The organism is Nocardia sp. NPDC058480 (genome assembly GCF_042720495.1).
Classification (GTDB): domain Bacteria; phylum Actinomycetota; class Actinomycetes; order Mycobacteriales; family Mycobacteriaceae; genus Nocardia.
Map to the genome: position 1 here is coordinate 235522 of NZ_JBHXMN010000004.1, position 15728 is coordinate 251249.

10 protein-coding genes are annotated in these 15728 nt (G+C 67.3%); 8 read left to right on the forward strand and 2 right to left on the reverse strand.

The window, feature by feature from the left end:
- Window position 1: 1 nt before the first annotated feature.
- The 4 genes from nuoL to ACFWO8_RS12785 are packed head-to-tail and all read left to right on the forward strand — an operon-like array spanning window position 2 to window position 5764.
- Entirely contained in the window at window positions 2–1888 is a 1887-nt protein-coding gene (nuoL, locus tag ACFWO8_RS12770) for an NADH-quinone oxidoreductase subunit L (RefSeq protein ID WP_378948967.1), read from the forward strand.
- Window positions 1885–3507: an NADH-quinone oxidoreductase subunit M gene (locus tag ACFWO8_RS12775; RefSeq protein ID WP_378948970.1), complete on the forward strand. Its 1623-nt coding sequence runs from the start codon at window positions 1885–1887 to the stop codon at window positions 3505–3507. Before nuoL ends, ACFWO8_RS12775 begins: the two co-directional genes overlap by 4 nt.
- Window positions 3504–5126 carry an NADH-quinone oxidoreductase subunit NuoN gene (gene nuoN, locus ACFWO8_RS12780; RefSeq protein WP_378948973.1) on the forward strand — a complete coding sequence of 541 codons (1623 nt, stop codon included), beginning with the start codon at window positions 3504–3506 and terminating at the stop codon, window positions 5124–5126. The genes ACFWO8_RS12775 and nuoN overlap by 4 nt, the downstream gene beginning before the upstream one ends.
- Window positions 5126–5764, forward strand: coding sequence for a class I SAM-dependent methyltransferase (locus tag ACFWO8_RS12785; RefSeq protein WP_378948976.1), 639 nt, complete (start codon window positions 5126–5128; stop codon window positions 5762–5764). Before nuoN ends, ACFWO8_RS12785 begins: the two co-directional genes overlap by 1 nt.
- 18 nt (window positions 5765–5782) lie before the next feature.
- Here the strand turns inward: ACFWO8_RS12785 and ACFWO8_RS12790 are convergent, their stop codons facing one another.
- Both ACFWO8_RS12790 and ACFWO8_RS12795 read right to left on the reverse strand, forming a co-directional pair.
- Window positions 5783–6568, reverse strand: a complete 786-nt coding sequence (locus ACFWO8_RS12790) for a MerR family transcriptional regulator (RefSeq protein ID WP_378948979.1) — start codon at window positions 6566–6568, stop codon at window positions 5783–5785.
- Window positions 6569–6678: 110 nt separating this feature from the next.
- On the reverse strand, window positions 6679–8220 hold the full coding sequence (locus tag ACFWO8_RS12795) for a serine hydrolase domain-containing protein (RefSeq protein WP_378948982.1): 1542 nt from the start codon (window positions 8218–8220) through the stop codon (window positions 6679–6681).
- A gap of 262 nt (window positions 8221–8482) precedes the next feature.
- Here ACFWO8_RS12795 and ACFWO8_RS12800 point away from each other — a divergent pair, with 262 nt between their 5' ends.
- The 4 genes from ACFWO8_RS12800 (at window position 8483) to ACFWO8_RS12815 (ending at window position 15656) form a co-directional block, all read left to right on the forward strand.
- A complete protein-coding gene (locus ACFWO8_RS12800) occupies window positions 8483–11737 on the forward strand; it encodes a hypothetical protein (RefSeq protein WP_378948985.1) in 3255 nt (1084 codons plus the stop codon).
- A gap of 140 nt (window positions 11738–11877) precedes the next feature.
- Window positions 11878–13758 (forward strand): multicopper oxidase family protein, encoded by a 1881-nt coding sequence (locus ACFWO8_RS12805; RefSeq protein ID WP_378948988.1) that lies wholly within the window; start codon window positions 11878–11880, stop codon window positions 13756–13758.
- A 138-nt stretch (window positions 13759–13896) separates the two neighbouring features.
- Window positions 13897–14478, forward strand: a complete 582-nt coding sequence (locus ACFWO8_RS12810) for a TetR/AcrR family transcriptional regulator (RefSeq protein WP_378948991.1) — start codon at window positions 13897–13899, stop codon at window positions 14476–14478.
- A 5-nt stretch (window positions 14479–14483) separates the two neighbouring features.
- Window positions 14484–15656 carry a GDSL-type esterase/lipase family protein gene (locus tag ACFWO8_RS12815; protein ID WP_378948995.1) on the forward strand — a complete coding sequence of 391 codons (1173 nt, stop codon included), beginning with the start codon at window positions 14484–14486 and terminating at the stop codon, window positions 15654–15656.
- Window positions 15657–15728: the final 72 nt, after the last annotated feature.

Genomic DNA, 15728 nt, shown 5'->3' on the forward strand with positions numbered 1-15728 from the left:
CATGGGTACCGCGATGCTGTGGCTGCTGCCCGCCCTCCCGCTCGCAGGCGCGATCGTCTTGCTCCTGTTCGGCCACCGCACCGACCGTTGGGGCCCCTACCTGGGTACCGCGGCCGCAGTGGCCTCGTTCGTCGTCGCCCTCGTCGCGTTCTTCGGCATGCTCGGCCGCGCCGACGCCGACCGCGCCGTGCACAAGGAACTGTTCAACTGGGTGCCCGTCGGTGATCTCCAAGTCGGGTTCAGCTTGCAGCTGGACCAGCTCTCGATCTGCTTCGCGCTGCTCATCACCGGTGTCGGGTCGCTGATCCACCTCTACTCGCTGGGCTACATGAGCCACGACCCCGCCAAGCGCCGGTTCTTCGGCTATCTCAACCTGTTCCTGGCCGCCATGCTGGTGCTGGTACTCGCCGACAACTTCCTCGTGCTGTATCTGGGCTGGGAGGGCGTGGGCCTGGCGTCCTATCTGCTGATCGGGTTCTGGTACGAAAAGCCCTCGGCCGCAACGGCAGCCAAGAAGGCGTTCGTGGTGAACCGGGTCGGCGACATGGGCCTGGCCATCGCCATGATGGTCATGTTCGCGACATTCGGTTCCTTCGACTTCCGCACCGTGTTCGCGGCGAGCCCCGGCGCGAGCGAAGGCACCCTCACCGCGATCGGACTGCTGCTGTTGCTGGCCGCCTGCGGCAAATCCGCGCAGGTGCCGCTGCAGTCGTGGCTCGGTGACGCGATGGAAGGCCCCACCCCGGTCTCGGCGCTCATCCACGCCGCCACCATGGTCACCGCCGGTGTGTACCTGATCGCCCGCTCCAACCCGATCTACGATCTCGCCCCGAACGCGCGTACCGCGGTGATCGCCGTCGGTGCGGTGACGTTGCTGTTCGGCGCCATCGTCGGCTGCGCTAAGGACGACATCAAGAAGGCACTGGCCGCCTCGACGATGAGCCAGATCGGGTACATGATCCTGGCCGTCGGCCTCGGCCCCGCCGGCTACGCGTTCGCGATCATGCACCTGCTCACCCACGGCTTCTTCAAGGCCGGGCTGTTCCTCGGTGCGGGTTCGGTGATGCACGCGATGAACGACGAAACCGATATGCGCCGCTACGGCGGCCTGCGCACGCTGATGCCGATCACCTTCATCACCTTCGGCCTCGGCTATCTCGCCATCATCGGAGTGCCACCGTTCTCCGGGTTCTTCTCCAAAGACAAGATCATCGAGGCGGCCTTCGACCACGGCGGATCCACCGGGATCCTGCTGGGCGTGGTCACGCTCCTCGGTGCCGCACTCACCGCCTTCTACATGACCAGGGTCATGCTGATGACGTTCTTCGGCGAGCGCCGATGGAAGCCCGACACCCATCCACACGAGTCACCCACGGTGATGACCGGGCCGATGATCCTGCTCGCGTTCGGATCGGTCTTCGCAGGCGGACTGTTCGTCTGGGGGTCGTCGCTGGTGAACTGGCTCGAACCCGTCGTCGGTTCCCATCACGCGGAACCCGTGATCCCCGCGGCGGTGGTGACCGGCCTCGCTCTGACAGCGGTCGCGATCGGTGTGGCCGTCGCTTACCGCAAATACGCCGAGAGCCCGATCCCCGAGGTCGCACCGGAGCCGGTCAGCGTGCTGACCGGGGCCGCGCGCGACGACCTCTACGGCGACAAGATCAACGAAGCCGTCTTCGAGCGCCCCGGTCGCCACCTCACGAGGGCGCTGGTGTTCCTCGACGCGAAGGGCGTCGACGGGATCGTCAACGGGACCGCCGCGACGATCGGTGGGCTGTCGGCGCGAATCCGCAAGGTGCAGACCGGTTTCGTGCGCTCCTACGCCCTGTCCATGTTCACCGGCGCGGCCCTGGTGGCCGCTGCCCTGCTGGCGGTGAGGTACTGGTGAACTCGTTTCCCTGGCTGACGACACTCTGGCTCGCCCCCGCGATCGGGGCGGGGGCGGTGCTCGTCGTGCCCGCCGCCCGCCGCACTGTGGCGCGCGGCATCGCGTTCGCGGTGTCGATCGGTGTGCTCGCGCTCGCCGTCGTCCTGACGGTCCGGTTCCAGCCCGGCGGTGCGCAGTACCAGTTCGTCGAATCCCACGAATGGATCCCGGCATTCGGCGTCGGTTACACCCTGGGATTGGACGGCATCGCCACCGCCTTGGTCCTGCTGACGGCGGTACTGGTGCCGTTGCTGATCCTGGCGGGCTGGAACGACGACACCGCCACCGGAGACGGCCGCAAGACCACTCACATCTACATGGCGTTGATGCTGCTGGTCGAGGCGATGGTGCTGATCTCGTTTCTCGCCCTCGACATCCTGCTGTTCTACGTCTTCTTCGAAGCGATGCTGATCCCGATGTACTTCCTCATCGGCGGATTCGGCACCCGCACCACCGACACCGCGATCCGGGCCCAACGTTCGCGCGCCGCGGTGAAGTTCCTGCTCTACAACCTGTTCGGTGGGTTGATCATGCTCGCCGCGGTGATCGGGCTGTACGTGCTGACCGCCACGGCAGGCCTCGGCGAGGGATCCGCGGGCACCTTCGATCTGCGCGTTGTGGTCGCCGCGGCCAACAATGGCGAACTCGGGGGCAGCACCGCGGTGCTCAACGCGCTCTTCCTGGGTTTCATGTTCGCCTTCGCGGTGAAAGCGCCACTGTGGCCACTGCATACGTGGCTGCCCGACGCGGCGGTCTCGGCCACCCCGTCCAGCGCGGTGCTCATGATGGCGGTCGTCGACAAGGTCGGCACCTTCGGCATGCTGCGCTACTGCGTGCTGTTGTTCCCCCTGGCGTCGGACACCTTCGCGCCCTTGGTGATCACGCTGGCCGTGATCGGCATCGTCTACGGCGCGCTACTCGCGATCGGCCAAACCGATGTGATGCGCCTGATCGCCTACACCTCGATCTCGCACTTCGGATTCATCATCCTCGGCATCTTCGCCATGACCAGCCAGTCCCAATCCGGGGCGACGCTGTACATGGTCAACCACGGATTGTCCACGGCGGCACTGTTTCTCATCGCCGGATTCCTCGTCTCCCGGCGTGGAACCAGAATGATCGCCGAATACGGCGGCGTGCAGAAGGTCGCGCCGGTTATGGCGGGCACGTTCCTCATCGCCGGCCTGGCCACTCTCTCCCTGCCGGGTCTCGCACCGTTCATCAGTGAATTCCTGGTCCTGGTCGGCACATTCCCGAAATATCAGGTGGCGGCGGTGATCGCGACAGGTGCGCTGGTGCTGGCCGCGATCTACGTGCTGTGGCTGTATCAGCGGTTGATGACCGGCCCGCTGAAGCAGGGCAACGAGCACCTGCGTGATCTGGTGCCGCGCGAGCTGGCCGTGGTGGTGCCGCTGCTGGTCGCCTTGCTGGTGCTCGGCTTCTACCCGAAACCGGTCCTGGATCTGGTGGATCCCGCGGTGGGACACACCCTGTCGACGATCGGTAAGCACGATCCCGCTCCGACTGTCCCCGCTCCCGAAGCAGGTGCGGCCACCCCGCCCGCAGGCGGCCACAAATGAGGACGGACTCCGTGACCATCACCGAGCTCGCGGCCATCGCGCCCGCACCGAGCATCGAATACCACCTGCTCGCCCCGATGCTGATCGTGTTCGCGGTCGGCGTGGTCGGGGTGCTCGTCGAAGCGTTCGTGCCACGGCCCTACCGGTATCTGACGCAGTTGGTGCTCGGGATGGCCGGTGTGATCGGCGCGTTGGTGGCCGTGGTGCTGCTCGCGGGATCCGAGGGCACGGCGGTGGTGGGTGCGGTGGCCGTCGACGGGGTCACGTTGTTCCTGCAGGGCACGATCCTGCTGGTCGCGCTGCTGGGTCTGCTCTTGATCGCCGAGCGCGGCGCGGTGCCGCGGGCGCGCAGCGGGCCGGGCACGTGGAACCGGGCGGCGGCCGCGTTGGATCGAGGGGTCGACGCGTTCACTCCGCAAGCTTCCGCGGTGCCCGGCAGCGCGCACGAACTCGCGGCGGTGCGTTCCGGTGTCTCGACCACCGAGGTGTTCCCGCTGACGATGATCGCGGTCGGTGGTCTGCTGCTGTTTCCCGCGTCGAATGATCTGCTGACGATGTTCGTCGCGCTCGAAGTGCTGTCGCTGCCGCTGTATCTGCTGTGCGGGCTGGCTCGCCGCAGGCGGTTGCTCTCGCAGGAGGCGGCGATGAAGTACTTCCTGCTCGGTGCGTTCTCCTCCGCGTTCTTCCTCTACGGCGTGGCGTTGCTCTACGGGCAGACCGGCACGGTGTCGCTGCCGGGAATCGGTGCGGCACTGGACAAGCAGCCCGAGAACGCGACACTGGCGCTGCTCGGGATCGGGATGCTCGCTGTCGGTCTGCTGTTCAAGATCGGTGCCGTCCCGTTCCAGGCCTGGGTGCCCGATGTGTACCAGGGCGCGCCGACACCGATCACCGCTTTCATGGCCGCCGCCACCAAGATCGCCGCGGTCGGTGCGACCATGCGGGTGCTGATGGTCGGAGTGAATGCGCTGAGCTCGGATTGGCGTCCGGTCATCGCTGCGGTCGCGGTGGCGACGATGGTCGTCGGTGCGATCATGGCGATCACCCAGACCGATGTGAAGCGCATGCTGGCCTACTCCTCGATCGCCCACGCCGGTTTCCTGCTCGTCGGTATCGTCGCCGCCGACACCGCCGGGGTCGCGGCCGTGCTGTTCTATCTGCTGGCCTACGGCTTGGGCACCGTCGGCGCGTTCGCGGTGGTCAGTCTGGTCCGCGACGCGTCCGGTGACGAAGCGACCGCGCTGTCGCAGTGGGCAGGTCTCGGACGCCGATCCCCGTGGCTCGCTTCGGCATTCGCCCTGTTGCTGCTGTCTTTCGCCGGTCTGCCACTCACCAGTGGGTTCGTCAGCAAGTTCGCGGTCTTCGCGGCCGCCTCCGGTGCCGGCTACACCCCACTGGTCATCATCGGCGTGCTCTGCAGCGCCATCGCGGCGTTCTTCTACGTCCGCGTCATCGTCCTGATGTTCTTCACCGATCCCCCAGCTGACGCCCCCACCGTGACCGCCCCCTTCGCTACCACCCTGGTCGTGGCCTTCAGCGCGGGCGCCACCCTTCTGCTCGGCATTTTGCCCCAGCCGGTTCTCGACCTCGCCGACCGCTGCGCCCTGTTCATCCGCTGATGCCGACGACACCCAGGCCCGACCCCCGTCCACCGACCAGTCACGAACGCCATGCCGGTCAACCGTGGAACGCGTCCTATCTCGACGGCCCCGCACCGTGGGACATCGGCGCCCCACAACCGGCTGTCGTCCGGCTGGCCGAGGTGGGCGGATTCTCCGGACCTGTCCTCGACGTGGGGTGCGGCACCGGCGACAACGCACTGTTCATCGCCGCTCGTGGCCTGCCGGTGTTCGGCGTCGACGTGGCCGAAACGGCGCTGGCCATCGCCCGGCAAGCAGCCGATGACCGCAACGTAGACGTCAATTTCGCCATGGCCGACGCCCTACACCTGCAACGCCTGTACCGCCGCTTTCAAACAATCCTCGACTGCGGTCTTTTCCACGCCTTCGACGAGGTCGAACGCATCGAATACGTCGCGAGCCTGGCCTCGGTCGCCGACGACGGTGCCACTCTGTATGTGTTGTGCTTCAGCGACATCGGCACCGGCACCGGCCCCCATCCGGTCAGCCGGGAAGCCCTCACCACCCCCTTCGCCGACAGTCCCGCATGGCAGATCACGACCATCGCCCCCGAACACCTCCGAACCCGCTTCCACGACTCCACCCCCGCCTGGCTCGCGACCGTCGTCCGCAAGTAACCCTCTGCTCCGGCGCGGTCAGCGGGAGTTCGGTCTGGGGATATGAATGCCGGCGGCGCGGAGCCTGGTTTCGAAAACCGCGGCCCCTCGCGTCGTGGCCGGTGTCTGTTCTTCGCCGTGGCGGGCGATCAGCGTGTATCGAGTCGCGGCCTCGGTGCGGGCTTGCAGGGCAGTCACGACCTTCAGGTGTGCGGGGTTGGCGAGGTAGTGCTCGGCCATGGCGGTGGCGAGCTCGGCGACGCGGGGGTCGTCCGGTTCCCAGGTGGCGGCCTCGGCGGCGCGTTTGATCAAGGCGACGTAGTGCGGGTCGTCGAGGGCGTGCTCGAGATGGGTGAGGTAGTCGTCGAAGCCGTCCGGGACAAGGGCTTTGGCCAGCACCCAGCCCTCCCGGGCGGTCGCCACCTCGTCGGCGGGGAAGCCGAGGCCGGTCATCCGCTCCAGCAGTGCCACCGCGTGGTCGCCCAGCAGCGCTCGGTCGCCGTCGGCGAGACGGTCCAGCGTGTCACGTCGCGCGGTCAAATCCTCGATCCGTTCGGTGAGCTGGCGTCCGACGTCGGCGAGCGCGGCAGCGAAGGACGCGGCGTCGGCGTCGAGCATGGGCCCGATCTCGGCCAGCGGCACCCCGGCAGCGGCCAGCGTCCGGACCTGCACCAGCCGCGACAACTCGGCCGATCCGTACCGCCGGAAACCGGAGCTGTCGCGTTCTGGCTCCTCGATCAGGCCGAGTTTGTGGTAGTGCCGCACGGTCTTCACGGTGACGCCGACGAATGCCGACGCCTGCCCGATCGTGACTCCGTTCCTCATCTGCTCAGCTTGCCTTGTCCTCGGGCGGCAGGGAGCCGCGGTTGTCCACAAGGACAAGCGGACGGCCCGCGCCGAGCTCGTTGAGTTCGGCGCGGGCCCCGGTTCGCGTGCTACTGACCCGGATCGGTCTGCCCGCCGCCGAACACCTCGACGAGGAGCATGTGCTGTGCCTTCTGGAACGGCACCGCCATTGACATTGCGGAGTCGTCCACACAGGTCAGCGAGGCGGTCATGGTCCTACTGCCGTCGGGGGTGCTGTACATCAGGGTCGCGTAGCCCGCATGGCCGCCGTTGTGAGTGATGACGATGCCGCCGTCCGGGCCCAGGTCCCGCACGAACACCCCCAGTCCGTAGTCCATCGTCGGGATGCCCGTCGGATGCGGCGTGCACATCTCGGCCAGCAGCTCGGCCGGCAGGAGCTTGCCACTCAGCAGCGCGGAGATGAACGTGGCCAGATCCTCGGTGGTAGAGATCATGTCGCCGCCGCAGGGGTTCCAGGACGGGTTATGGCGGGTGACATCGACGGTCTGCTCCTGGCCGTTCTGCTCGTACCGGTAATAGGCGTGGGCGTGCGGCTCGGGAATCTCCGGCGAGGTTTCCGGCACCACGGTGCCCGAGAGCCCGAGCGGGCCCAGGATCAGCCGCCCCATCTCCTCGGCGAACGAGCGGCCGGTGACCTTCTCGATCAGGAGCCGGGCCAGCACATAGTTGGTGTTGGAATAGCTCCAGCCGGTGCCCGGTTCGAACCGGGCGGGCTTGGACAGCGCCAGCTCCACCAGCTCCTGCGGTCGGTAGGTCTTGAACCGGTTCTCCACCCACTCCGCACCCAAGGGGGTGCCCGGGGCGGGGATCCCCAGCACGATCGTCCCGTCCTCATACATCTCGCCGGTGAAGTTGAAGATCCCGCTGGTGTGCTGCAACAGCATCCGCACCGTGATCCGCTTGTCGAGCCCGAATTCTGGCAGGTAGTCCGTCGCCGGGACATCCAGCTCGATCTTGCCCTCGGCCACCAATTGCAGCACCAGGGCCGCGGTGAAGGTCTTGGTATTGCTGGCGATCCGGACATGCCCGTCGATCGGCGGCTTCGCGCTACCGCCCAGCTCGGCCACCCCGGCGCTGCCGACCCACTCACCCCGCTCATCGTGCACGCGCAGCGACACCCCGAGGAAACCGGAGTCGGCGATCTCCTCGATCATCTTCTGCAGCTCCGGGCGATCCTGTCCGGCAGCGGCATTCGGCACGCCGGCCCCGGTGGCATCGAGGGCGGCGGTGATCTTGCGGGCCATCTCGGCTGTCGCCGGGCTGCGCTGCCCCTGCTGGGCCTGGGCGGCGTCGGTAGCGACGAGGACGGTGGTTCGGAAGTTGGCGGCCTCCGCCGGATCCTGCTGCGCGAGCAGGCACATGGCTGCGGTCAGGGCCGGCAGCACCTGGTCGGCGAGTTCTGCCACCGACCTCCCCGTCAGATCGATGTCCTTGGCTTTCGCAGCAAGGACGTGCCCAACCGGTCCGGTCGCGGTGTACAGGGCGATGGAGCCCGCGGTCGCGATCTTGTGGGGCTTGCCGGCGGCACCGGCGGCGGCGATCAGCGAGACGGCGCCGTACGCGGCAGTGCGCAGAGTGCTCTTGTCCTGGTCGGAAAGGGTGATCGACATGGTGCTTTGCTCCATCGAATCGGTGATGTCCGGTCGGCTTCGTGCCGCTGCGACGAGCTTCCACCCTGACCTAAGGTCAACTGCAACCGTGATCTAGCTCACAGCCGCGTTGTATGCACCCATGAAGCGGGAACCGGTTGGCGGACCTGCTCAGTCCGTGACCGTCGCCTCGAAGTACGCCGAGCAGGACCTGTCGGTCCGGGCAGATACGGTGGGCGGAGTGAAGGATACGGGGAGAACGCTGTTGAACGACGTTGCGGGGATGTCTGTGCCGCAGCGGATGCGGACGTTGGCGGTCGAGGCCCGACGGTTGGTCGGGACCGCCGAACTCGCGAGGCTGCTCGGTGAGATCGCCGGGGAGGGGCGAGCAGGGCGGCGGACGGCGAATTATCTGGCTGTTGTCGGCGGAGAGCGTGGTTACCTGCTGTCGCAGCTCGATTCGACGGATCAGGAGACCGCGAGTCAGGCATTGACCGGATTGATTCGTCTCGGTGTCGAGCCCAGTGTCGTTGTCGACAGATTGGCGGGCGCCTCGCAGCGGACCAGGAAGAACATCAGTCGGGCGCTCGGACGTGGTGATCGGACGCAGATCGCCGATGCGCTGGTTCCGGCGTTGCGGATGTTGTTCGGGGACGCCGAAGCGGCGCGTGTGTTGCCGTCGTGTTCAGCCGCCACAGTGACCGAGTGGCTGCCGACGCTTGCGTATGCGGTGCCGAACTGGACCTCCTTGTCCAGCAAGCACATCGGTGTGGTGATGGATTTCGTGGAGACGCGGTCACGGGGCGCAGGCCGCGCCGAGTGGCAGGAACTCTGGTCTTGGCTGACCGCCGGTGCGGCAACGGCAGGAGAATATGCCCCTGGCCGATTGCTCGCGGTGGCCGCGGTGGCTGTCGAATTCGTCCCGGTGACGGCGTTGAATCCGGTGGCAGGAAGACTGGCTCGCCACGATCCGCAGGCGGTTCGCCGACTGATACTGCATCCCAGCGGCAACGGCCGCGCACTGGCAGGCCCGGCGTTGTGGCGGTCGATGCGATGTATGCCCGACGACGAGCTGCGGGTGCTCTACCGCGCCGCCCGCTCGAAACTCGAGTTCCTGCGAACCGTTCCACCGTCGCGGCGAAACGCGATCGCCGGGGCCGAGCTGTCGCGCCCAGGATCGGCCCCCGCCGCGGTCGACCTCGGTCTGCTCGACGCGATTCCCGGTCCTGCCCGTGCGGAGATCGCCCGCGAGCTGCTGTCGCGGCCCGGCGGCGCCGACATACCCGAGGTCGCCGATCGGCTCACTGCGCGACTGATGTGGGCAGAGGCGAAATCGGTGCTGACCGAGGCAATCCGGCGCCCCAATGCCGACGAGCGCGCCATCGCCTACCCCCATCTCGTCACGGCGGCGGTGGGTAGCCGCGATCCGTCGGTGATCACCGAACTGCTGGCCATGCTGACGAGGTTGCGCAACGAACAGGACCCCGTTCGCTCCAGTGCGCTGCGCGCAGTTGCCGGCATCCCGATGTCGCTACTCACCACCGACCACCTGCCCGGCCTCGAACAGCTCGCCACCGATGCCCTGCAAGCGCGTGACCGGTCATGGAACACCTCGAGCACAGTCGGCACACTCACCCGTACTCTGCTGTTGCACGGCAGCGTCACGACCGACGCCGCCTTCACCGAGACCGCGCTCCGGATCATGAGCATGCTCGCCGACCTGTCGATCGACCCGAATCTGTCCGGGCTGCACCGCAATCTCCCCCGCGGAGCGGAACAGCAGATTCTCGCGACGCTGCTCCCCCGACTCGAGTCCGACGCCGACCGCGACCGTTGGGACCTCTGCCTGAGCATGGCCGCGGGCCTCGAACACCGTGCTTTCCACCTGCCGGAACTTCAGCGGCTGATCGTGCGAGCCTGCCGTTCGTCCTCGGATTCGACTGTCCGCCGGGCCGTTCAGCTCGCACTCGCCGCCCCGGCTACCCGCGACGCCCACCTCGATGAACTCCTCGCCCGCGACCGCTCCCTGATCACTCTGCCGTCGGTCCAACTCCTGATCGGTAACCGTCGCACCGACCTGCTCGGTGACTTGCTGAACACCAAGACGCCGGGCAGGTTCCTGTCGGCGAAGGTGGTGTTCGTGCCGATGTTCGTGACCGGATTCCACCGGTGGTCACCGCACCACGTCGACCGTTACGCGCATCTGCTGGACGACTACGCACGCGGTCGCAAGACCACCCCGTACGAGCGGGCCTCCGCTGTTCGCCAACTCGGTCTTCTGCCGGGCAGTTTCGCGCGGCTGACGTGGTTTATCGACAACGGCGAACTCGTCGTGACCGAGGCCGCGCTCACCGCGCTCGGCACCAGCGACGAGCCCGAAGCGGCCATCGGCGTTCTGGCGCGGCATGTGGGTGACGATCGTGCTCGGGTCGCGGTCAGCAGTATCGCGACCTGTGCCAGGTGGATCGCACCGGATCGGCTGTCGAGAACAGTTGCGCCACTTCTCGAGTCGCCCAACGTCAGTGCGGCGAAAGAAGGTATCCGACTCCTCGCTGAGTTGCGTGCACCGGACGCGCTTCCGATCATCGCAGGGCTCGCCACCCACCCCGATGCGCATCGCGATGTCCGACGCGCGGCCGTGTTCGCCACACGATTCCTGCTCGGCAACGACCAAACATGGGCTCTGCTCGACGAAGCGGCAACCGATCCCGAGGTGGCCGACGCGATCCTCGACATCCGACCGACCATGTTGCCCGTCCCGCAGCGACAAAGGTTCGCCGCGTTCGTACGCGACGCGGCCGCGGGTCTCGATCCACGACTGGCCGGTGCGGCCCTCGACGCGTTGCCGTTGTGGCAGCGCTGGTGGGCGCCCGGCACCGACGACGTGATCGTCGATCAACTCACCGACCTCGAATCGCTCGGTACGTGGAAGGCCGCACTACGCGCGCTGTTGGCCGGTGTCCGAGCTGACACCCACCCCGCGGCCCTGGTCGATTCGGTCCGCAGATTGCGCAGCGCCGAATTTTTCGCCGTCGACCGGGATCTAGCCGCACACCAGCGTCTTTCCACCCTCCTGCACTGGTTCATGACCGTCGTCCGCAACCATCCCACCAGTCCGCACAGCATCGTCGCACCGGTCGTCGCCGCACTGACCGATGACCCGCTCTGGCACGACCAGGTCATCGAACTCACGGTCGTCGCGGTCCGCTGGACTGACCCCGACGGTGTCATCGCGACCCTCGACGAGGTAGCCCGCTACGCCACCGGCGCCCTCGTCACCCGGCCCGCACATCACCTGAGTCAGCGTCTCAATGCCGAACTCGACACCACGCCACCGATAACCTTCCACGCAGTCAGTTCCCAACTCGCTTGCAGTCCAACACCTTCTACCGCGCTGGCCGCACTCGCCATCATCAGCCGTTGTGGCACCGAGTTCGGCTGGTCACCGGAGTGGGCCCACTTGCTCACAACCCTGCGCACTCACTCCGATTGCGACGTCCGGCGCGCTGCCCACACCGTGTTCACCGCACCGGAGTAACTGCGGCGTTGACCGCCTGACCGAACACGGTCACGCGGCGATCATCTCGATACACCACACATTTGGACTCGCGCCCGGGCTACCGCGGGAACCCGGCAGAAGGTGGTATGTATGAAGACTCGCAGCACACCATCCCGGGCATGATCAGGAGAGAGGTCGGGTACGAGATGGCGTCGAGGAACCAGCTCTATTCCTCGACAGCTTCGCGGCGAGGCTTCCTGTTCGGCGCGGTGGGCGCGCTCGCGCTGGGCGCCACGGGATTCGCGCAGGCCGACACCACCCCCTTCCCACCCGCCCTGTTGCCATTGCCGCCGCTGCCGCCGCCCACCTACACCCCGCTCAACTATCATTCGCCGCCGCTGGAGCCGTTCGTCGACGCGCTGCCGATCCCCGAAACCCGCCCCGCCGCAGGGGAACTGGTCTCGATGTCGGGCATGCACAGATACCACCGCGACCTGCCCGAAACCCGGACGTGGGGCTATTCGCGGCCACTGCTCGGTCCGATCTTGGAAGGGCACCGGGATCGACCGGCGCACATCACCTTCCGCAACGACCTCGGTGCCCACGTGCTCGCCCCGCACGTCGACGTCACGATGCACGCCACCACCGAACTCGACCGCACCGACCCGCGCGCGACGGTGCACCTGCACGGAGGTGTCAACGCCCCGGATTCCGATGGGCACCCGATGATCTCGTGGCGCAACGGCGGCAGCCAGCGCAACGTCTACAGCAACCGGCAAGAAGCCGCGACGCTGTGGTACCACGACCACGCGATGGGCATCACCCGGCTCAATGTCCAGGCCGGCTTGGCTGGGCTGTACTACCTGCGCGACGAGTACGACACCGGGACTGCCGATAACCCGCTGGGATTGCCGACCGGTGAGTTCGAGATCCCGCTGATCGTGCAGGACCGCACCTTCAACCCCGACGGCAGCCTGCAGCCGATGGTCGGTACCTATATCCCGCAGGGTTACAACCAGTCCGGCCAGTTCGGGGACGTGGCCTGCGTCAACGGAGTGGCATGGCCGAACCTCGACGTGCGCCGCACCCTCTACCGCTTCCGGCTGCTGAACGGATCCAATTCGCGCACCTACGGATTCGGGCTGAGCAACGGGATGCCGTTCTGGGTGATAGGTAACGACCTCGGACTGCTCGACGCCCCCGTGCCGACTGCGCTGGTCCGGTTGGGTCCGGGCGAACGCGCCGACATCCTTGTTGATTTCAGTGGGCTACGCGACGGTGAGCAGTTCGAGTTGATCAACACTGAACTCAACGACTTCGGCAACGCCGTGTTCATGGTCCCGGAGTTGCGGCCCATCATGCGATTCACTGTCGGCGGCGAAGGCCCGCCCGCTCCGGTGCCCGCCGTGTTGCGCGGCGGACCCGGCCTGCCCGATCCCCTTCCGCCACTGAGTGATCCGATCCGCACACGCACAATGACGCTGATGGGTTTGAACGACTCCGACCGTGGGGCCGCGAACTTCCCGACGATGATGGCGATCAACAATCTGCCGTTCCGCACCGACGACATCGAAGTGGCGGAGGCGGGAACTGTCGAGCGTTGGGACATCGTCAATGTGACCCCGTTCGACCACCCCATTCACGTGCACCTGGCCCGGCAGCGTATCGGCTCCCGCCAAACGATCCTCAGCTCGGCCTACTGGGCGACGCACCCGCCGCCCGCCCGACTCGGCGTGCGCTGGAACCCGCCCGTCGACAGGTTCACTCTCGGCCCCGACCTGCCACCCGCCCCGTGGGAGGCAGGCTGGAAAGACACCGTGCATTGCCCGGCCGACTCCGTCACCCGCGTCTACGTGTACTGGCCCTCGGTCGACGAACTCGGTTTCGACCCGGATCAGGTGCTGCGAATTCCGGCCGGTGCGGAAATGGTGTCGCCGCATGCCGACATGGGTCACGGCGTGGCCGACGTGCCGCCCGAGATCCGCGGCTATGTCTGGCACTGTCACAACCTCGACCACGAGGACCACGACATGATGCAACGGATCCGCGTCACCGGCTAGACGGATCGCGCCCCGGCTCACCTGGTGCCCGCGAGCCAAAGCGGCGATGCTCGCTCCTTCGCGGCACTCCTGGCGCGCACATTTGCCTACAACCTATAGGTAATGGCATGCTGGTAGTAGCCAGATTGGAGAATGTTGATGGTTCGAGTGGGGTTGACCCCTGACCGGCTGACCCTTGCCGGCGCCGAGCTCGCCGACCAGGTGGGTTTCGCGCAGGTGACCGTGTCGGCGCTCGCGCGGCACTTCGGCGTGAAGTCCGCGAGCCTGTACTCGCACGTGAAGAGCACCGAGGACCTGAAGACGCGGATCGCGTTGTTCGCCCTCACCGAACTCGCCGACCGTGCCGCCAACGCGGTGGCCGGCCGGTCCGGCAAGGACGCGCTCGCCGCGTTCGCCGATGCCTACCGCGACTACGCGCGTGCGCATCCCGGCCGTTTCGACGCCGCCCGATTACGACTGGATCCCGAGACGGCAGCGGCGAGCGCGGGAGTGCGCCACGCGCAGATGACGCGCGCGATCCTGCGTGGTTACGACCTGACCGAGCCCGATCAGACCCACGCGGTTCGCCTGCTGGGCAGCGTCTTCCACGGCTACGTCACCCTCGAGCTGGCCGGTGGGTTCAGTCACACCGCCGTCGACTCACAGCAGTCCTGGGAGTGGGTTGTCGACTCGCTCGACATCCTGCTGCGCACCCGAGCAATCCCTGCCACCGAGAAGTAGGAATGATGAAGACCGGCACTATGTGGGTGACCACGCCCATCACCCCCGATCTGCTGCGCGGATTCCTGGACCTGGAATCGACCCGGCACGGGGTGCTGCCGCATCGTTTGCCTGCGGCGGCGCGCAAGCAGATCCCCGACAGTCAGCTCGCCATGGCCGAGGCGCAGCCATCCGGAGTGCGGCTCGTGTTCCGGACCCGCGCCACCACCGTTGAACTGGACACCCTGCCCACCAAGCGGGCCTTCCGCGGCATGCCCGCGGTGCCAGACGGCGTCTACGACCTGCTGGCCGACGGCGAACTCGCCGCGCAGGCGACGGTCGACGGCGGCAACGTCCGGACGATCACCGACCTGCGTACCGGGGCCGCCGAACTGGCCGAGGGGCCGGCGGGCACCGCGCGGTTCACCGATCTGCCCGTCGGTGACAAGCGGATCGAGATCTGGCTGCCGCACGCGGAGATCACCGAGCTGATCGGCCTGCGCGCAGACGCCCCGATCGAACCGGTCACCACCGACGGACGGCGGGTGTGGCTCCACCACGGCAGTTCGATCAGCCACGGGTCCAACGCCGCGCACCCGAGCAGCATCTGGCCCGCGCTCGCCGCGCGGCACGCCGGTGAGGTCGAACTGATCAACCTCGGCTTCGGCGGTAGCGCGCTGCTCGACCCGTTCACCGCCCGCGCCATGCGCGACACTCCAGCGGACCTGATCAGCGTCAAGGTCGGCATCAACATCGTCAACACCGACACCATGCGGTTGCGCGCGTTCGGTCCGGCGGTGCACGGCTTCCTCGACACCATCCGCGACGGGCACCCGCACACTCCGCTGCTGGTCGTTTCGCCGATCCTGTGCCCGATCCAGGAGGACACCCCAGGCCCGCTGATGCCCGACTTCTCGACCGGCACCATGCGGTTCAAGGCCACCGGCGACCCCGCCGACGTCGCGGCGGGTCGCCTGACGCTCACCGTGATTCGCGACGCGCTGGCTCGGATCGTCGAACAGCGGGCCGTCGACGATCCGAACCTGCACTATCTCGACGGCCGGGACCTGTACGGGGACAGCGACTTCGCCGAGTTCCCGTTACCCGACGCACTGCACCCCGACCCGGACGGCCATCGCCGAATCGGGGAGAACTTCGTACGGCACGCCTTCGGGGCCGGGCGCCCGTTCGCGGGCTGAGGTCACCTCGGCGCCGAGGCCGTTCGGCATCAGAGCTTCGTACCCGGGACCGAGCTCGCCCAGCTCAGCGGT